18 protein-coding genes are annotated in these 19,083 nt (G+C 57.8%); 7 read left to right on the top strand and 11 right to left on the bottom strand.

The window, feature by feature from the left end; genetic code table 11:
• From PMI34_RS21110 to PMI34_RS21130, 5 genes are all read right to left on the bottom strand, one after another.
• Positions 1 to 229, bottom strand: a 229-nt coding sequence (locus PMI34_RS21110) for an electron transfer flavoprotein subunit beta/FixA family protein (RefSeq protein WP_008047697.1), incomplete at its 3' end; no start/stop codon positions are given.
• Positions 230 to 266: 37 nt separating this feature from the next.
• Positions 267 to 1,469, bottom strand: coding sequence for a CaiB/BaiF CoA transferase family protein (locus PMI34_RS21115; protein WP_008047694.1), 1,203 nt, complete (start codon positions 1,467 to 1,469; stop codon positions 267 to 269).
• 20 nt (positions 1,470 to 1,489) lie between these two features.
• The gene (locus PMI34_RS21120) at positions 1,490 to 2,653 is read right to left on the bottom strand and encodes an acyl-CoA dehydrogenase family protein (RefSeq protein WP_008047692.1); all 1,164 of its coding nucleotides are present in this window, start codon (positions 2,651 to 2,653) and stop codon (positions 1,490 to 1,492) included.
• Between the two features lie 66 nt (positions 2,654 to 2,719).
• Positions 2,720 to 3,316, bottom strand: a complete 597-nt coding sequence (locus PMI34_RS21125; RefSeq protein WP_008047681.1) for a thiamine pyrophosphate-dependent enzyme — start codon at positions 3,314 to 3,316, stop codon at positions 2,720 to 2,722.
• Entirely contained in the window at positions 3,304 to 3,843 is a 540-nt protein-coding gene (locus PMI34_RS21130; protein WP_003174430.1) for a thiamine pyrophosphate-binding protein, read from the bottom strand. The genes PMI34_RS21125 and PMI34_RS21130 overlap by 13 nt, the downstream gene beginning before the upstream one ends.
• A gap of 565 nt (positions 3,844 to 4,408) precedes the next feature.
• Between PMI34_RS21130 and PMI34_RS21135 the strand changes: the two genes are divergently transcribed.
• On the top strand, positions 4,409 to 5,713 hold the full coding sequence (locus PMI34_RS21135; RefSeq protein ID WP_008047675.1) for a dicarboxylate/amino acid:cation symporter: 1,305 nt from the start codon (positions 4,409 to 4,411) through the stop codon (positions 5,711 to 5,713).
• Between the two features lie 56 nt (positions 5,714 to 5,769).
• On the opposite strand, the gene PMI34_RS21140 is transcribed toward PMI34_RS21135, so the two are convergent.
• From PMI34_RS21140 to PMI34_RS21155, 4 genes are read right to left on the bottom strand one after another with little or no spacing between them, the layout of a single operon-like run.
• On the bottom strand, positions 5,770 to 6,984 hold the full coding sequence (locus PMI34_RS21140) for a pyridoxal phosphate-dependent aminotransferase (RefSeq protein WP_008047674.1): 1,215 nt from the start codon (positions 6,982 to 6,984) through the stop codon (positions 5,770 to 5,772).
• The gene (locus PMI34_RS21145) at positions 6,981 to 7,619 is read right to left on the bottom strand and encodes an RraA family protein (RefSeq protein ID WP_008047673.1); all 639 of its coding nucleotides are present in this window, start codon (positions 7,617 to 7,619) and stop codon (positions 6,981 to 6,983) included. Before PMI34_RS21145 ends, PMI34_RS21140 begins: the two co-directional genes overlap by 4 nt.
• Complete coding sequence (locus tag PMI34_RS21150) at positions 7,619 to 8,281, bottom strand: RraA family protein (protein ID WP_008047672.1); 663 nt, start codon at positions 8,279 to 8,281, stop codon at positions 7,619 to 7,621. The genes PMI34_RS21145 and PMI34_RS21150 overlap by 1 nt, the downstream gene beginning before the upstream one ends.
• Positions 8,278 to 8,946, bottom strand: coding sequence for an RraA family protein (locus tag PMI34_RS21155; RefSeq protein ID WP_008047671.1), 669 nt, complete (start codon positions 8,944 to 8,946; stop codon positions 8,278 to 8,280). The genes PMI34_RS21150 and PMI34_RS21155 overlap by 4 nt, the downstream gene beginning before the upstream one ends.
• 105 nt (positions 8,947 to 9,051) lie before the next feature.
• Here PMI34_RS21155 and PMI34_RS21160 point away from each other — a divergent pair, with 105 nt between their 5' ends.
• From PMI34_RS21160 to PMI34_RS21170, 3 genes are all read left to right on the top strand, one after another.
• The gene (locus PMI34_RS21160; RefSeq protein WP_008047670.1) at positions 9,052 to 9,945 is read left to right on the top strand and encodes a LysR family transcriptional regulator; all 894 of its coding nucleotides are present in this window, start codon (positions 9,052 to 9,054) and stop codon (positions 9,943 to 9,945) included.
• A gap of 156 nt (positions 9,946 to 10,101) precedes the next feature.
• Positions 10,102 to 10,920 (top strand): alpha/beta fold hydrolase, encoded by an 819-nt coding sequence (locus PMI34_RS21165; RefSeq protein WP_008047666.1) that lies wholly within the window; start codon positions 10,102 to 10,104, stop codon positions 10,918 to 10,920.
• A gap of 152 nt (positions 10,921 to 11,072) precedes the next feature.
• Positions 11,073 to 12,527 (top strand): alanine/glycine:cation symporter family protein, encoded by a 1,455-nt coding sequence (locus PMI34_RS21170; protein WP_008047664.1) that lies wholly within the window; start codon positions 11,073 to 11,075, stop codon positions 12,525 to 12,527.
• Between the two features lie 61 nt (positions 12,528 to 12,588).
• Here PMI34_RS21170 and PMI34_RS21175 read toward each other — a convergent pair whose 3' ends face one another.
• Complete coding sequence (locus tag PMI34_RS21175) at positions 12,589 to 13,965, bottom strand: MFS family transporter (protein ID WP_008047662.1); 1,377 nt, start codon at positions 13,963 to 13,965, stop codon at positions 12,589 to 12,591.
• Positions 13,966 to 14,462: 497 nt separating this feature from the next.
• Between PMI34_RS21175 and PMI34_RS21180 the strand changes: the two genes are divergently transcribed.
• The 3 genes from PMI34_RS21180 to PMI34_RS21190 all read left to right on the top strand — a co-directional run bounded on the left by PMI34_RS21180 (position 14,463) and on the right by PMI34_RS21190 (position 17,424).
• Entirely contained in the window at positions 14,463 to 15,404 is a 942-nt protein-coding gene (locus PMI34_RS21180) for a LysR family transcriptional regulator (protein ID WP_008047657.1), read from the top strand.
• Positions 15,405 to 15,490: 86 nt separating this feature from the next.
• On the top strand, positions 15,491 to 16,210 hold the full coding sequence (locus PMI34_RS21185) for an alpha/beta fold hydrolase (RefSeq protein ID WP_008047656.1): 720 nt from the start codon (positions 15,491 to 15,493) through the stop codon (positions 16,208 to 16,210).
• Positions 16,211 to 16,314: 104 nt separating this feature from the next.
• Positions 16,315 to 17,424, top strand: a complete 1,110-nt coding sequence (locus tag PMI34_RS21190) for an MFS transporter (RefSeq protein ID WP_008047653.1) — start codon at positions 16,315 to 16,317, stop codon at positions 17,422 to 17,424.
• A gap of 706 nt (positions 17,425 to 18,130) precedes the next feature.
• Here PMI34_RS21190 and PMI34_RS21195 read toward each other — a convergent pair.
• On the bottom strand, positions 18,131 to 19,066 hold the full coding sequence (locus PMI34_RS21195) for a LysR substrate-binding domain-containing protein (protein ID WP_007992557.1): 936 nt from the start codon (positions 19,064 to 19,066) through the stop codon (positions 18,131 to 18,133).
• Positions 19,067 to 19,083 lie beyond the last annotated feature (17 nt).

The following is a 19,083-nucleotide window of genomic DNA, read 5'->3' as shown; positions in this document are numbered from 1 at the left end:
CCAGCGCGGTGCGCAGTTGCTCCTGTGCCGCGCTGCTGCCAATGCTGACGACCACAATTTCAGTGGCAACCCCCTGTTCTTTCAGACGCACCACTTCTTCCACGGCGATTTCACAGAACGGGTTCATCGACATCTTGACGTTGGCGAGGTCGACGCCAGAATGGTCCGCTTTCACGCGAACTTTCACGTTGTAATCGACCACTCGTTTCACAGTTACCAGGATCTTCATTGGGCAGTGTTCTCTCGAAAATCTTTGATCGTTGCAGTCAGATGGCACCGGCGGCACGCATTTCTTCAATGCGCTCCGCCCCCAGTCCCAGTTCCTTGAGCACCTGTTCGGTGTGTTGGCCAAGTCCAGGCACGGCATCCATACGAGGTTCGAACGCACTGTTACCGCCGGGGGGGACCAGGCTTGGAATGGGGCCAGCAGAGGTCTCGACTTCTCGCCAACGGTCACGGGCCTGAAGTTGCGGATGGTCCCAGACACCTTGCATATCGTTCACCCGAGCGTTAGCGATTTGCGCATGGTCCAGGCGATCTATCACTGCATCGAAGTCGAGCGTGGAGAACGATTCAATGATCAGTTCCCGTAGCGCGTTGCGGTTCTCGACACGTTTGAAGTTGGCCGAAAAACGTGGGTCTTTGGCCAACTCAGGCGCAAGCAGCACCTTCTCGCAAAACAACTGCCATTCACGTTCGTTCTGCAAACCCAGCATCACGGTGGTGCCGTCACCGACAGGGAAGGGGCCGTAGGGATAAATGGTGGCGTGCGCAGCACCGGCGCGAGGGGGCGGAGGAGCACCGTCGTAGGCGTAGTACATCGGGTAGTTCATCCACTCGACCAGGCTTTCCAGCATCGAAACGTCGAGGTGGCTGCCTTCACCGGTGCGTTCACGCAACAACAGCGCAGACAGGATGCCGGTGTAGGCGTACATGCCGGCCGCGATATCGGCAATTGAACAACCGGCCTTGGCCATTTCTTCCTCGCCCTGGCCGCCGGTGACCGACAGGAATCCGCCTTCACTCTGAATCAGCAGGTCGTAGGCTTTCTTTTTCTCATAGGGGCCACCGGCGCCATAGCCTGAAATATCGCAGACGATCAGGCGCGGAAATCGATGATGTAACACCTCAAATGACAGCCCCATTCGCGCGGCCGCACCAGGCGCCAGGTTCTGCACGAGCACATCGGCGGTGGCCAGCAAACTGTCCAGCACGTCGGCGGCCGAATCTTGCTTCAGGTCGAGGGTCAGGCTTTCTTTCGAACGATTGGTCCAGACAAAGTGCGAGGCCAGACCGTTGACACGTTGGTCGTAGCCCCGGGCGAAATCGCCTGTGCCTGGGCGTTCGACCTTGATCACCCGGGCGCCGAGGTCGGCCAGTTGTCGGGTACAGAAGGGCGCGGCAATGGCATGCTCAAGGCTGACGACGGTAAGGCCATCGAGCGGACGGATGCTTTTGGGCTGGCTCATGATTTTTATCTCTCTTGTTATCAGAAAGAGCGCGGCAGCTCGAGCAGGTGTTCGGCAACGTACGACAGGATCAGGTTGGTAGAGATCGGAGCAACCTGATACAGACGGGTTTCGCGGAATTTGCGCTCGACGTCGTATTCGCAGGCAAAACCAAAACCGCCGTGGGTTTGCAAGCAGGCGTTGGCCGCTTCCCAGGACGCTTTCGCCGCCAGGTACTTGGCCATGTTGGCGCTGGCCCCGGCATTGATGCCGCTGTCGTATTCCTCGCAGGCACGCCAGCGCATCAGGTCAGCCGCTTCGATTTCGATGTGGGCTTCGGCGATGGGGAACTGCACGCCCTGGTTCTGCCCGATAGGGCGCCCGAACACCACGCGATCTCGGGCGTAGGCACTGGCCTTTTCGATAAACCAGCGACCGTCACCGATGCATTCGGCGGCGATCAGGGTGCGTTCGGCATTCAGCCCGTCGAGGATGTAGCGGAAGCCTTTGCCTTCCTCGCCGATCAGGCTGTCAGCGGGGATTTCCAGGTTGTCGAAGAACAGTTCGTTGGTTTCGTGATTGACCATGTTGGCAATCGGCTGCACGGTCATGCCGTTGCCGATGGCCTCGCGCAGGTCGACCAGGAAGATCGACATGCCTTCGGACTTCTTTTTCACCTCGGCCAGCGGCGTGGTGCGTGCCAGCAGGATCATCAGGTCGGAATGCTGGATTCGCGAGATCCACACTTTTTGTCCGTTGATCACGTACTTGTCGCCGCGTTTGATCGCGGTGGTCTTGATCTTGGTGGTGTCGGTGCCGGTGGTGGGCTCGGTCACACCCATCGATTGCAGGCGCAGTTCACCGTTGGCCAGTTTCGGGAGGTAGTAGCTTTTCTGTGCCTCGCTGCCATGACGCAGCAAGGTGAACATGTTGTACATCTGCCCGTGAACGGTGCCGGAGTTGCCGCCACAGCGGTTCACTTCTTCGAGGATGACCGAGGCTTCGGCCAGCCCGAGGCCGGAGCCGCCATATTCGACAGGAATCATCGCGGCCAGCCAACCGGCGTCGGTCAGGGCCTTGACGAAGGTTTCCGGAAAGCCTTTTTCTTCGTCGATTTTGCGCCAGTAAGCGGCATCGAATTCAGCACACAGGGCGCGCACGCCCTCGCGGATGGCATTGAGTTCTTCAGAGTTGCGGTCAGTCATTATTATTCTCCTCAACGCGTCACGCATGGCATCGGCCCTGCGTGACCGGGTCCGGGTAGGGCGCAATCAGATCGTGTTGAAACCCAGCGCGGCACGAAAGCGATTCTTGATGTAGTGACCATCACGCGGTGGCAGTACACGTGGCGGGTTCTCTGCCTTGATCTTGATCGTTGCGAGCTTGACGCCCTCGCGGGTAGCGAAGCGTTCGCGCAGGTTGTGTACGCCTTCCATGTCGCGAATTTCGTCGGTCCAGCTGAAACCGCAGGTCTTCGCCACCTGGTCCAGGGAAATACCGAAACCGGCGTGACTGACTTGCATGCCGGTCTCGCCAAAGTGGCCATTATCGAGTACGGCGATGGTCAGGTTGGCGGGTTTTTGCAGCGCGACGGTGGCCAGTGCGCCGAAGCCCATGAGCAACTCACCGTCACCGGTGACCACCACCACAGACTTGTCCGGCTGAGCGTTGGCCAGGCCCAGTCCCACTGTGATGGCGCTGCCCATGGCGGCCCAGAGGTAGTAATTAAGATCATTGTCACCGGCGGCCATGACGTCATAGGACGCCGAGCCCAGACCTGTCACGACCAGCACATCTTTGCGGTCGGCCAGCAAGGCCTTGACCACTTCGCGGCGGCACAGGGTATGGTTTGCGCTTACTTGACCCATTTCTTTTCTCCAATCAGGCGCTGGCCGAGCAGCAGGGCAGTGGCGGAATCACCGTTGAAGGCCATGGTCGCGGCACCGTGCAGCAGCGGGGCGACATCTGCAGGCACGTCCGCACGCCATGTCATGACTTTCATCAAGTTCAGGGAGGCTTCGGTGGCCTGGCCCATCGGGTTCTGCCACGCGTTGAATTCGGCCCAATCGCCTCGCATGGTGACCACCATCAACAGCGGGAAGCCGGCACACACCTGAAGTGCCAGGGTGTTGATGCAGTTACCGACACCACTGGACTGCATCAAGAGGGCGCCACGTTCACCGCCAAGCCAGGCGCCGGCGAGGTAGCCGATGCCTTCTTCTTCGGTGGTGAGGACAACGGCCTTGATGTCCGGGTCGGCATACGACATGCGGATGGCCGCCGAGTGACCTGCATCCGGTACGAAGACCACGTGTTTGACGTCGTGGGCCTTGAGCACGCGGAATACGTCCTCCTGCCAATCCTGTCCCACGGTTTGTTCAGCTTCTGTTGACATGCCCATCTCCCAAGCAGTGCTGCTTTTGTGTTTTCACACATTCTGGGAGCGCTGAAGGAGAACGACGACTACCGTTTTTGTCTTTGAGATATGCCCGTTTTATATAGCTGGACGGTAAATGCGTGGCGCAGTGGTGAACGGCGATAACCACAAAATATGGGTGGAGGGAAACCGAGAAGTTGGCGTTTACGAAAGCGTCGGGTTTGAGCACGCCGCCATAGCATTTGGGCATATCTGGTAGAGCGTGATCGGCTCTTATTGGGGGAGCATGACTAGCGAAGTTTTCGGGACACGTCGGTACAGCAAGTAACCGACGCAACCACAACTATAAGATCGAGGGTTGCACCTATGTATGACAGCCTCCTGCAGTTGGCTTGCCCCGTCCTGTCCTCTGTCCATGACCTGTTCCACCCGCATCCATCCTCGGCCTGCCATTACAGGCACTTTGCACTTGCCTTTTTCATTCCGTAGCACTGCGGCGGCCCTTGCGCTTTTCAACGTTATCGCGTGATTACGCGGGCGTTTGCCCAAGCTACTTTCCAGAAAATACGACAACAGGTGCGTTATGAAAAACAGGCTACCGGCTGCGGCAGGCATTCTGATCGCCATGCTGCTGGGGATCGTTATCGGCTACATGATTTTCCTGAACTTTCCAGACAAAGCAGCGGCGACCCGGATCGCCGGGTACATCTCGATCATCTCTGACATTTTTCTACGCCTGATCAAAATGCTCATCGGCCCCTTGGTGTTTTCAACGCTGGTGGTAGGTATCGCACACATGGGGGATGCATCCGCTGTCGGTCGTGTATTTGGCAAAGCGCTGGGCTGGTTCGTCACCGCTTCATTGATATCGTTGTCGGTGGGGTTGGTCATGGCCAACATCCTGCAGCCAGGGCACAACCTGGGGTTGCCGTTACCAGACGTCACTAGCGCCACCAATCTGCAAACGTCGGTGTTCACCCTCAAGGACTTTATGACGCATCTGGTGCCCAAGTCTTTCGCGGAGGCCATGGCCACTAACGAGATCCTGCAAATCGTGGTGTTCTCGCTTTTTTTCGGCGTGGCATTAGCTTCCCTGGGTAAGAAAGCCGAGGGACTGATCAATGTCGTTGAGGACCTGTCTCACGCGATGTTGAAGGTCACCGGTTATGTCATGAAGCTGGCACCACTGGCGGTGATGGCAGCCATGGCCGCGACCGTGGCCATTAACGGACTCTCCATTCTGGTCAAGTTCGCCGTCTTCATGCGCGACTTCTATTTCGGCCTGATCGTGCTCTGGGCGATGTTGATTTTTGCCGGCTGGATGTTCCTGGGGCGGCGGGTGTTCAAACTGGTGGTGCTGATCAGAGAGGCTTTCCTTCTGTCTTTCGCCACGGCCAGCTCCGAGTCGGCTTACCCGAAGATTCTTCATGCGCTGGATCGCTTTGGGGTCAAGCGCCGAATCTCGAGTTTCGTCATGCCGATGGGCTACTCCTTCAACTTGGACGGCTCGATGATGTACTGCACGTTTGCCGTACTGTTCATCGCTCAGGCCTATGGCATCGAAATGTCCATCGGCACGCAGATCACTATGTTGTTGACGTTGATGCTGACCTCCAAAGGCATGGCCGGCGTGCCGCGCGCTTCACTGGTGGTCATCGCCGCGACGCTGACCCAGTTCGATATTCCTGAAGCCGGTTTGCTGCTGATTCTGGGGATCGACACCTTCCTCGATATGGGCCGCTCGGCTACTAACGCGGTGGGCAATTCCATCGCCACGGCTGTGGTGGCGAAATGGGAGGGCGAGTTGGTAAGTGAGGATGAGGCCGAACGAGACGCCGCCACGCTGGACGCTTCGGGGGGCGTGGGGGAGAAACCGCTGACTGTCTGACCCGTGCCGAAAAAACGAAACCCGGCGATGGCCGGGTTCGTTCAAACACACTTGGGTTAACGCAGGGCGCTACAGAACGTGCTGATGGCCTCGCAGGCTTTGTGCAATGAAGCGTCATCCAGGGCATAGGCGATGCGAATGTAGGGGCCAAGGCCAAAGGCGCTGCCATGTACCACTGCCACATTCGCTTCGTCGAGCAATGCGTGGGCGACATCTTCATCGGTGAGCAGCGCTCGACCGCCCGCGGAGGTGCGACCGATCAGCCCCGCGCAGGAGGCGAACGCATAAAACGCACCGGCTGGGCTGACGCATTCAAGACCGGGTGTGGCGTTCAAAAGCTCCACCATCAAATCGCGACGCCCCTGAAAAGCGGCACGGCTTTCACGGATGAAGTCCTTTGGGCCCTCCAGTGCGGCGAGTGCAGCCTGCTGCGAGATCGAGCTTGCACCTGAGGTCTGCTGACCTTGCAGTTTTTCCATGGCTTCCAGCAGCCAGCGTGGCCCGGTGGCAAAACCGATGCGCCAGCCGGTCATGGCATAGGCCTTGGAAACACCGTTCATGGTCAGGGTTCGTGTGGCGAGCCGTGGTTCAACCTGGGCGAGGGTATGGAACGCTTGATCATCGAAGATCAGGTGTTCGTAGATATCATCGGCCAGAATCAACACGTGAGGATTGGCCAACAACACTTCAGCCAGGGCTTGAAGTTCGTCTCGGCTGTACACGGCGCCCGTCGGGTTGGACGGCGAGTTGAGGATCAGCCAGCGGGTCTGCGGTGTGATCGCCGCGGTCAGTGCCGCGGGCGTCAGCTTGAATCCGGTATCGGCCTCGCAAGTGACTATTCTGCTTTCACCACCGCACAGTTGCACCATCTCCGGATAACTGACCCAGTAGGGTGCCGGCACGATGACTTCGTCACCCTCATTGAGAGTCGCAGCCAGGGCGTTGTAGATCACCTGCTTGCCACCGTTGCAGACGAGGGTGTCTTGCCAGGTGACGTCCAGGCCGTTTTCGCGACGGAACTTGGCGGCCACCGCTTCTCGCAGTGAGCGCACACCGGCGACTTGGGTGTAGCGCGTGTGGCCGTGTTCAATGGCGTGAATGGCCGCTTCACGTACATGGTTGGGGGTATCAAAGTCAGGCTCGCCAGCGCACAGCGAAATGATTTTCGCACCTTGCGCCCGGCGTTCTGCCACCCGATCGATTATTCGATAAGTCGCGGAAGGTTGCGCACAGGCCAGGCGCTGGTTCAGACGTTGGATATCGGCACTCATGCACGGGTTCTCCATTCGGTAAGGTTCATCAGTTCCAGGGTTGAGCGACCTTCGGTCAATGCCTGCATCATCAGCGCTTCCTTGTTCGCGCGAGCTTCGCCTTCAGCGAGGGTACGTGCTGCATCCGCCTTGGGGATGATGATCACGCCATCATCGTCTGCCACTACCAGATCACCTGGCGAGACGTGTGCACCGTTGAAGTTGAACGCCTGTCCGACCGAGGGAGCGCTGACCTTGACGGTGCCTTTGACCGAGATGCCGCGCGCGAACACCGGAAACTGGCGTTTTTTCAGGGCTGCAATATCGCGTACGCCACCATCTATGACCAAGCCGACAACACCCGCTGCTTCGGCCGCCACAGTGAGTACTTCGCCCCAGTAACCGGCGATGAAACTTCCGGTGCCCACCACCAGCACGCTACCGCGAGGCACGCGCTCCATGGCCAGATGCAACGACAGGTTGTCACCCGGCGAGCACTCCAGTGGGTAGGCCGGCGCGGCAATGAAGGCGCCATCCCAGATCGGGCGGATCTCACTGTCGACCGCACAGGGCAGATGAGACGCTTCATACAGCGTCGAACTGCCCAAAACTTTTGCACGCTCGTGGAAATTCAGGGGGAGGGGGAGCGTGGTCATCAGTCTTTCCTCTGCAGGCTGTGGTATCCCAGTACGGCCCGGGCTTCTTTAAGGGTTTTGCCTTGAGCGATCAGTGCACGAATTTCGGCTTCGACCGACTCGATCTGGCGGGCGCATGCCGCCACTTCAGCCGCACGGGCGCGAGGCACAATCACCACGCCGTTGGCGTCGGCCACCACGATGTCCCGGGCGCAGACGCGGGCCGTGCCGACAGACACGGGTTGATTGACCGACTGAACCTGCACGCGGTCCTTGCCGGTGCGCATGAAGCGGCCCTTGCTGAAGATCGGATAGCCGTCGCCCAGCGCCTTGTTCACGTCTCGGCAAACACCGTCGATGACGGTGGCCGCGATCTGCCGGCTGCCGGCGTACTGGGTCATGATGTCGCCCCAGACGGTGCAGTCGGTGCGGCCACCGTTGTCGATCACCACGACGTCCCCAGGGAGCACGTCTTCGATGAAGTCGCCCACGGTACCGGGAGGCACACAGGCCGAAACGTACTGCACGGTGAACGCCGGTCCGACGATAACCTTGCTGTAGTTGTCCAGCGGCGCCACGCCGAGGCATTGGCCGGGCAGGCCGAGTTTGTCCAGGGCATCGGAGACGCCAGGGGTGTCCAGGCCCTCAAACAGGGCGACAAGTGCTTGGTCTTCAAGATTCATCGGGCGTACTCCACCTGGATAGCTTCGAACTGGGAGTCATGCATCACTTTGGCCACTGAGCGGCCGCTGCGTACAGCTTCCGCCATGCCGTCCTGACGGCGGGTAATCCGCTCGCCAAGATCGACTACCTTCTCGATATAGGCCTGGGGCACGAACACCGTGCCGCAGTTATCGGCGATGACATAGTCGTCTTCGCTGACGTCGACGCCGGCAACATTGATCGTCACGGCGGCATCGATCTGCACCACCCGATTGCGCGCGCTGATCATGGTGACGCCACGGCCGTATACCGGGTAGCCAATCGACTCGCTGCCGTCGATGTCGCGACTGAATCCGTCGATGACCGTACCGCGCACGTGCTTGCCGGCCGCGGCGTTGGCAAGAATGTCGCCCCAGCAGGAAATTCCTTCGATACCACCGGCGATCACCAGCACTCGATCGTCGCTGTCGATCTGTTCAACTACTGGGGTGATCAGATGCACGGTGGGCACGTTGCCGGACTTTGGCGCCAGCAGCACGGTGCTGGCGCGACCAACGATCTTCGGGCAGTTCCACAGTGGGCGTAGCCCCACGGTGGCACCAGTCAGGCCGAGGAAGTCGAGGGCGTCGGATACCGTGTTGGTGTCCAGTGCCGCCAAGCGGTCCAATAAACTCTTGTTGTTCATGGGGTAGCCCCTGTGGTGACGGAGGCGGCCAGTGTCGACGAGGAGGTTTGATAGGTATATTACTAATCACAGAAGCGTTAGATACGCTAAACCTATGGATTAATCATGATCAATTTCCGTCTGATCCGTCACCTCTGGCTGTTCCTGGCCGTCGCCGAAGAACAGAATTTCGGCCGTGCGGCCAAGCGGCTTGGCATGTCTCAGCCTCCCCTGAGCGAGCAGATACAGGTGCTGGAGCAGGCACTCAAGGTCCAACTGTTCGAGCGCTCGCGGCGCGGGGCGAAACTGACCCCCGTGGGGGCGGCGATACTGCCGGCGGTGCGTAAATTCGCCGAGCAACTCGAGCGCCTGGAACTGGCGGTGGAGGAGGCGGTAGCGGGGCAGTCGGGGATGTTGACCATCGGGGCCATCTCCACGGCCATGTTCGACGTACTGCCCGGTTTGATCGAACAGATGAAAGACGAATATCCTCACCTGACCGTTTCCGTGCGGGAAATCGACAGCGTAGAGGCCGTTCCGGCACTGGAAGCCGGTGATATCGACCTGGCCTTCGCCCGTCTGGACGGTGATCTGGGCACCTCGATCCAGTCACTGCCGTTGCTGGAGGATCGTCTGGTCGTGGCGTTACCCAGTGACCACCCATTGGCTGCGCGAACACGTATCAGTTTGTCCAGCCTGGCCAACGAACCTTTGGTGATGTTTTCGCGAAAGGTCAGCCCGGTCTATTTCGACTACTTGATCGCGACATGTCGAGCCAGCGGTTTTTCCCCTCGCGTACTGCATGAAGTGCGTTCTGTCGCTTCGCAAATTGCCTTTGTCAGCTATGGGCAGGGCATCGCTCTGGTGCCGGCGTCCTTGAAAAAAATGGCACCGGATAATGTGGTATTTCGATCATTGAGTCAGAAGCTTAACGTGGTGACGACGGCGGTTGCCTGGAATGCGGATCGGCCCAATCCGCTTATAGCAGAAGTCATTGCCCGACTGCGGAAAAAGGCCTGAGACGGGCAAGGGCTGTGAGTGAGCGATGAATGATAGGTTTGGCGTATGGAAACGTTCCACAATTAGGAATTTACATAAGACTCGAGCCGGCTGAAATTGGGCTTGTCGCCGATGACCTGTTTCGGTGGCAGTCTTATCGTCCAAGGAGTCATTTTCGTGACCGCATCCGAAACGTTCACTCACACGCAACTCCCTCTGACGGTAGAGGGTGTCCAGCTGAACGTCGCCGCCATTCATCGCAGTGGCAACCTGACGCCGATTGTGTTCCTGCATGGTTTTGGTTCAACCAAGGAGGACTACGCCGACATCGTGCAGCACGCAGAATTCACCGGGCATCCCTTCCTCGCCTACGACGCACCGGGTTGTGGTGAGAGCCAGTGCAGCGACCTTTCCAGTATTTCGATTCCATTTCTGCTGCAGACTGCGCTGCAGATGCTGGAGCATTTCGGGATCGAGCGCTTCCATCTGGTCGGCCACTCCATGGGCGGACTGACCGCGCTGATGCTGGCCCATCAATTCCCGGAACGGATAATCACTTTCGTCGATATAGAGGGCAATATTGCCCCGGAAGACTGCTTTCTCAGTCGGCAGATCGTCGATTTTCCAAGCGATGATCCAGAGAAGTTTTTAACGGCATTCATCGAGCGTGCCCGGCAGGCTCCGGCATACGCCAGCGCACTCTATTCGGCGAGCCTCAGGCACAAGGTGCGTGCCGGGGCCGTGCGGGGGATTTTCCAGTCGATGGTCGACCTTTCCGATAACGCCGACCTGATGAGCAAGTTTCTCGGCTTGAAGTGCCCGCGAATGTTCATGTACGGCGAGCAGAACGCTTCACTGTCCTACCTTTCGCACATTGAGGCCCAAGGCGTGCGTTTGGCGCCGATTCCGGCCTGCGGCCACTTCCCCATGTACTCCAACCCCATCGCGATGTGGAAACAGATCACTGATTTCCAGACCAGCAGTCGAACCGGGTAAGTCCGATCGCCCTGAGCGCTCCCCGTTTTTTGGCGGGAGCCTGACAGGGGCCCCGCGGTTGCCATTCAACGCGTTTCATCTCACATGCCTGCCGCGGCGATGTGTGAGGGCGCGTGCATGCCTGTAATCCATAACAACAAGAGGTTCAAATCATGCTCGAAGTCATAAACGGCTTTCTTTCCGGAAAGCTCCTGATCGTGCTCATCGTAGGCCTGGGTGGCTACTTCACGATTCGCTCTCGCTTTGTCCAGTTCCGCCATTTCCTGCATATGTTCGGTGCCTTTCGCGATAGCGTGCAGAAAAGTGCCGGTCAGATCAGTTCATTCCAGGCCTTGATGCTTAGCCTGGCGGGTCGCGTTGGGGCTGGCAATATCGCCGGAGTCGGGTTGGCCGTGACGTTGGGCGGGCCCGGTGCGGTGTTCTGGATGTGGGTGACCGCGCTGGTAGGCATGTCCACCAGCTTCTTTGAATGTAGCCTGGGGCAGTTGTATAAACGATGCGACGCCAAGGGACAGTTTCGTGGTGGGCCGTCGTACTACATCCAGTACGGACTGAAACAGGCGTGGCTGGGCAGGGTCATGGCCGTGTTGCTCTTGGTGACTTTCGGTTTTGCCTTCAACGGGCTGCAATCCCATGCCGTGACTCACTCGCTGAACAATGCGTTCGGTTTCTCTACGACCTGGTCCGGCATTGCGATTGCTGTATTGCTCGGTTTGGTATTCATGGGTGGCATCAAGCGCATCGCTGCCGTCTCGGACCTGTTGGTGCCGGTCAAAACACTGGCTTACATTGGCGTGACCGTTTATGTGATCGTGCTTCAGTTTGACCATGTACCGGGCATGCTGATGACCATTTTCAAAAGTGCCTTTGGTCTCGACCAGGCATTCGCAGGTCTGGTTGGCAGTGCTATCGTCATGGGCGTCAAGCGCGGGGTGTTTGCCAATGAGGCTGGCCTGGGCAGTGCGCCCAACGTAGCCGCCGTAGCGAAAGTCGATCACCCGGCGGCTCAAGGGGTGGTTCAAGCTTTCAGCGTCTTCCTGGATACCTTTGTGATCTGTACCTGCACAGCACTGTTGATCCTGTTGTCGGGCTTTTACACGCCGGGTTTCGAGGGTGATGGCCTGGTACTGACACAGAACGCACTGGCGGCAGTGGTTGGGGATTGGGGGCGAACTTTCATCAGCGTGGCGTTGGCTCTGTTTGTCTTCACGTCGATCCTCTACAACTACTATCTGGGCGAAAACAACCTGCGTTTTCTACTGGGGGACAAGCGTGCTGCGGTGATTGTTTATCGTGGCTTGGTGTTGCTGTTGATCCTTTGGGGCGCCGTTCAAAATCTGGGCACGGTCTTCGCCTTTGCCGATATCACCATGACGTTGTTGGCCTTCGTCAATCTGATCGCCCTGGCGCTGTTGTTCAACGTCGGCATGCGCTTGCTGCGCGACTATGACCAGCAGCGTAAGGCCGGCATCAAGACACCGATCTTCGACTCAAGTCAATTCAAGGATCTTGATCTTGATTTGCAGGCATGGCCGCATCGGGAAAAGGTGGGCAACATCATCCCCGAATCTGTAACGCAGGTAGCACCTGCATCTGCCATACGATGATGAAAAAAGGGCCCATGACATATCATGGGCCCTTGAAGGAAGTCTGGAGATCCTCCGTCAATCAGACTCGCGCAGCATGCGGCTTAACACATCCCTTCAAACCGGTACGTTCTTCAATCTCCCCTGAGCCGCTGATATAGCCGTAACGCGACAGGTTTGGCATCAGCATCGCGGCGACGAAGGTGATGGTCACGACCGCCGCTACGTAGAAGAAAAAATACTCCTCGATGCCCTGTGAACGCAGCGACAAGGCCACGTATTCGGCGGTGCCGCCAAATGCCGCGTTGCCCACCGCGTAGGGAAATCCAACCCCCAATGCACGGACAGCAGGCGGGAACAGCTCGGCTTTGACGATCCCGGCAATCGGCGTGTAGAGCGACGCAATGGCCAGGCCGCCAAACACCAGCACGAATGCCATGAACGGGTTGCTGACCGATTGCAGCGAGTAGAGCAGGGGGATCACCAGCAACATGGCCAGCCCGGAAAACATCAGCATGTGCGCCTTGATACCGATACGGTCGGCGAGCAAGCCGAACAGCGGTTGGCAAAGCATGAAGCCGATCAGGGCCGCCGTCATGATGAAGCTGACCGTTTCCGGGCTAAAACCGGCGGAGATCACCAGGAACTTCTGCATGTAGGTAGTGAAGGTATAGAAATACAGCGAACCGCCGATGGTGAACGCCACCACCAGGGCAACCGCGCGTTTGTGTTTGAACATGCCGCGCAGTGAGCCGGCATCTTTGCGGTTCATGTCTTTCTTGTTGGCGGTTTCATGCATGGCGCGGCGCAGATACACCACCACGATCGAGCTCAGCGCGCCGATGAAGAACGGAATTCTCCAACCCCACTCGCGCAACTCTTCGCCGGTCAGGGTTTGCTGGAGAATGACTACGGTCATCAAGGCCAGCAACTGACCGGCAATGATGGTGAAGTACTGAAACGAGCCATAGAAACAGCGCCGGCCCGGTGTCGCGATTTCGCTGATGTAGGTGGCGCCGGTGCCATATTCCGCACCGACCGACAGGCCCTGAATCAGCCTGGCAACCACGAGTAGAATCGGCGCCGCGACCCCTATGGTTGCGTAGGTCGGCATGACCGCGATCAGCAGCGAGCCGGCGCACATCATGAACACCGAGATAATCATTGAGACCTTGCGGCCGCGAGTGTCAGCGATCCAGCCGAATATCCAGCCACCGAGCGGCCGCATGAAAAAGCCGACGGCGAAGACGCCCGCGGTTGCCAGTAGTTGGCCAGTGGTGTCTCCCTTGGGGAAAAACGAAGCGGCAAAGTAAATGGCGGTGTAGGCGTAAATGAAAAAGTCGTACCACTCCACCAGATTGCCCGAGCAGGCACCCATGATGGCTTTGACGCGGTTCGGCGCTCTCATCGGAGCGGCTTCGGCAGCGTGGTCTTTGGCGTCTGTGATTGATGCGGACATGCTATTCACCCTTTCTTCAAGGCGAGGAGAGACGAGGAGCACGCTGATGCGTGTCCGACGTGACTGGCTCGATGGGTTGTTGGGCTTAACGAAGAGGCGTGAGCCCGCTCACGGCCGGGTTTTCTGAAGGGAGGGGAGAGGGAGGATGCACGAGTGTGGAGAGCTGTACGTAGCCCGGGGAAATCAAACAGGTCAGGTAAGACGAAACATTGAACATCATGGCGCGAGCCCTCGAATCTTATTCTTGTAGTGAGTCAAGCGCTCTTTGGCGCCGACGTTGATTGCACGCTACCGCAGAGTCAGGAGGCGAATAAGTCGTGAGGCAGGCCTAACTGATATACCTAAATTTTATAGCTTGGCGTGCAGCCCCTGCGGGCTGGGGGATGCAGCCGGCTCGAAAGCCTTGAGGCCTCACGACACGCGGTTTGCGGGGCATTCCAAGGTGCGCAAATGCGATTACACTCACAGCACTTTCGACGCATATCGCGCCGAGCCCGATGCTGACTGGCCTGGTAATGGATGTCGTTCAACTCAAAACCCTGATTCATGTTGCCGAACTGGGTAGTCTCAGCAAGGCCTCGGATCGTCTTCACATCGCGCAACCGGCCCTTAGCCGGCAAATTCGATTGTTGGAGAAGGAACTCGGCACCTACCTGTTTGATCGACATGGGCGAGGCATGGAGATCACCGATGCCGGCCGTGAAGTGCTGGCACATGCCACCCGAATCATGGAAGAAATGGAGTCCATTCGAAGTTCTGTTGTGGGCGGAAAGTCCTCCTTTCGGGGAACGGTCGTCATCGGTACGACGCCGACGGTAGCGGAAATTGTCACCGTTCCATTGGTACGCAAGATCAAAGAGGCGCATCCGAATCTCGCCGTCAGGTTTTCCTCAGCCTTCAGCGGCTATCTGCTGGATTGGGTTCAGCGTGGCGAATTGGAACTGGCGATTTCTTACGATCCCCAACCGTTGCATACGCTGCGTATCGTGCCGGTGATGATGGAAAATTTGCTGCTGGTGGGTCCCGCCAGCGCCAACCTGCGTCTTGATACGCCGGTGTCCTTCGAGTCATTGGCTGAGCAGCAATTGGTATTGCCAAGCGCTCGACATAGCCTTCGCGTGATTCTGGATAATTGCGCGCGAGAGGTCAGGATCAAGCTCAAGACCAGCGTTGAAGCAGACTCCTTCGGCGCCATGATCGACCTGGTCCGTAATGGCTTCGGTTTGACCGCTTTGCCTTTGGCATCAATTTACGCGCAAATCGAAGCTGGTGTGCTCAGTGCAGCCCCTTTGGTCGACCCCATTCCCATGCGCAAACTTGTTCAGGTTTTTCCTGCCGACAGGCGTGTCAGTCCGGCTGCCAAATTTGTCGGGGATGCCTTCATCGAGATTGCCACTGATCTGGTCAATCGCAATATCTGGGCCGGACACATGCTTTGAGCCAAAGGCCATTCTGTTAGCCCGTGTGCCCCGTCCCTGTGCATTAGCTGCCCATCCTTGACCAAACCTTTCGAGGGAGACCCCTGTTGGCTTTCAACAACATGCCGCTTGTGCTGATACCCGGATTGCTCTGCGATGAGCGTCTGTGGGCACACCAAAAGTCGGCCTTGGAACACTCGACAGCCATCTACATTCCAGATGTTTCTCTCGATGCCAGCATTGCGCAGATGGCGGAACGAACACTGGATGAGGCGCCACCGTTCTTTGCACTCGCAGCCTTGTCCATGGGCGGGTATGTGGCCATGGAAATCATGCGGCAAGCGCCTGAACGGGTGATGAAACTGGCCCTGTGGGACACCATGGTGCGCCCCGACGATGAAGCCAGAGCCAAGGCACGACGTGGTTTGCTGGCACTTGCTCAAATGGGCAGGTTCAAAGGCGTGACGCCGCAATTGCTACCCAGGCTCATGCATCCACGCTGCATCGGTACACCCATTGCGGATACCGTTCAGGCGATGGCGCAAGCGATTGGCAAAGAAGGTTTCGTTCGTCAGCAACAGGCGATCATCGAGCGTGCGGACTATCGACCTATGCTCGAAACGATTGCAGTGCCTACGTTGATTGTTGTGGGGCAAAACGACGAAATCACCCCTCCGGCAGAGTCCGAAGAAATTCATCGGGGCATACCACATTCACGTCTGGTTGTGCTGGTTGAATGTGGACATCTGCCACCGCTCGAGCATCCGCAGTTGACGACGCAGCTGCTGACCCGATGGCTTGCTGATGAATTACCCACTGGATCGTAGTTGGGTAACGGCTCACTACTTCCGCTTTTTTTCTCACCGCTGATGACACTGTCTTGAAACAACAAACGCGACTGCCTGGTGTATTCGGCATTTTTATTTTGGGGATGCTGCAAGTTCTGGTCTGGGGAGGTTCGTTCTTCCTGATGGCCGTCATGGCCGATCCGATCATGAAAGAGACCGGTTGGGCCAGCCAATGGGTATATGGCGCGCTATCTCTGAGTATTCTGGTTTCCGCGGTGCTGGCGCCGTTGACCAGCCGCCTTATCGCTCGGTACGGTGGCCGTCCCATTCTGGCCAGTAGTGGCGTAGGCGTTGCCATCGGGTTGTTTCTGATGGCCAACTCGACCTCGTTGCCGATGTTTCTTTTGTCTTGGGCTGTAATTGGCATCGGTATGGCGCTAGGGCTGTATGAAGCGCTATTCGCCGCTTTAGGTTCTCTCTACGGGGAGCGAGCGGGCAGTGCGATTACCGGCATCACGCTTATTTCAGGGTTTGCGACAACGCTGTCATGGCCCGCGGTTGCGCTGGTCATCGAACACGTTGGTTGGCGCACGACGTGCGTGGCTTATGGAGTGTTATTGGTCATTGCCGTGGCGCCGCTTTATCTCTGGGTGCTGGCGCGGGGCGCGGGACCACTCATGAAAAGCCAGGCAGTGGGTGGCGAAAGTCACTCAATCGACCGGCGGACCTACCTGTTGCTTACGCTGATTTTTGCGTTGGGCGCGGTGATCATGACGGCGATGTCGGTCCAGCTGATTTCATTGTTGCAGGGGCAGGGTTACTCACTTGCAGCCGCCATCGGACTCAGCGTGTTACTGGGGCCGAGCCAGGTAGGATCACGTGTTCTACAAGTGTTTTCGCGAAAGCGACATCCTATCTGGACGACGTTGATCTCTGTGGTGTTCGTGGCAATTGGTCTGCTGTTTGTGACCATCTCTCCGGCAATGACCGCGCTGGGTCTGGTGATCTATGGAGCGGGTAATGGCTTGCGGGCGATCGTTCGAGGACTACTGCCATTGGCCCTCATGTCGCCCACCCATTATGTTTTGCTGATGGGGCGCATGGCTCGGCCTTCGCTCATAGGACAAGCCTTGACCCCCCTTGCAGGCGGTTATCTGTTGCAGACCTGGGGCGCTGGCGGTGTGCTTGCAGGCCTGAGTTCGCTGGCCGTATTGAACGTGCTCTTGGTCTTGCTGCTCATTCGACTGGTATGAAAAGAACAGCTCTGATTGCCATCTTCCCTAAGGATCCGGCTGGCATCTTCAGCGGTCAGCGACTCGAGTTCTTTGATGGCAGTTTTTGGTCATGAAATGGACTCCCCCTACTTTTACCCCCACAAAAACGTCGGCTCTTGATGGACGTTACTGAACTCTCGTAGAGCAGAACACCGCTGGAGCTCAAGTGAATCCGAGCTTGGAAAAATCCAGAGTAAAATTTTGGAAGCTTTCAAGAAGTATCAAAAAGGAGATGGGGTGCTAGGGGTCGAGTGTTCGAATCACTCCGTCCCGACCATATAATTCAAGGGGTTGCGAGATTTTATCTCGCGACCCCTTTTTGTTTTTAGGCGTTTTTACCCCTACAAAACGACTGGCTCTGGGTGGAATCCTCACCTCTTCCGGAGGAGATGGACGCAAGATTTCTGGGTGCCAATGTCCCCCGCAGGAAATTTGGCGATGGAGGGCGGGGATGGACCTGGTTGTCGGCTCGACAGGCAGTCTTCTCCAACTCTTGTCCATTGGGGTTAGCTTGTGGCGACTACCCTGCACGGTGCGTGGGATCGTCAGCATTACAGCCCCGGAATCCTGGAAAGCCTGGTGCAGCGGTTCAAGGACTTTTTGCTCAGTACGCACGCAAGCGCGACGCTTGTGTCTGCAACTCGAGCTATGACGTGGTGGCTAACAGGACACTACAGCACCTTATTCAGCGAGCATCCGGAAACTCGATCTGATTGGCTGACGCGTAGCGCAGGCTATCGAGCAGATCGGCGATCCCCTGGTCGCTCTCTGTACCTTTGCGCCAGCACATTCCTAATGTGCCCAGGGCATCGAGTTCAAATTCCAGCGGGACGATCAGGCCGCGCTGGGTGAAGTGGTCGGCCACGCGGTCCGAGGCGATCGAGAGCATGTCGCTCAATTGCAGCAGCCACAGGTTTGCAATCAGCGAGGATGATTCCACCCGATAGGGCAAAGGCCGTTGACCGGCGTTGGTCAGGGTGATGTCCAGCTTGCTGCGAATCGGCGTGCCCACCGGCCACATAATCCAGTCGAAGGCATGCAATGCCTCCCAGTCCAGTGAAGGTTGGCTGGTCAACGGGTGCCCCGGCCTGCTGATCACCCGCATGGTCTCTTCATACAGCAGTTCGCTGCACAGACTGTGACGAGGGGCGAAATTGTCGAAGCGGCCAACCACCAGGTCCAGTTGCCCTTGCTCCAGTCGCTCGAGCAGCACATTCATGGTGTTTTCCTGAAGCTCCACCTGTGCATTGGGATGTAAACGCAGAAACTGGATGATCGCCGCTGGCACCAGGTTAGGCGCAGAAGCGGGTGATGTGCCGATGGCAACACGATACGAACTGCCTTCCTGCATGGCGGCCAGATTCTGCTGGGCCCGGTCCATTTCACTCAAGACCCGCCGTGCATGACCCAACAACATGTGCCCTTGAGAGGTCGGTTTGAGCCCGCGGGCATGGCGTTCGAATAAGGGCGCGCCAACGCTATCCTCCAGTTCCTTCAGCCATTTCGAAAGGGCCGGCTGAGTCGTGAAAGTCACCCGTGCAGCCTCACTGATACTTCCGGTCTCAGCCAGGCTGATCAGCAATTGCAGGTGACTGAGTCGTAGTCGGCGGGTCCAGTCCATCTTTTTACCTATACATT

The organism is Pseudomonas sp. GM74, assembly GCF_000282455.1.
Lineage (GTDB): Bacteria > Pseudomonadota > Gammaproteobacteria > Pseudomonadales > Pseudomonadaceae > Aquipseudomonas.
Note: the sequence above shows the minus strand (reverse complement) of the source record. Positions and strands in the feature narration are given on the sequence as shown.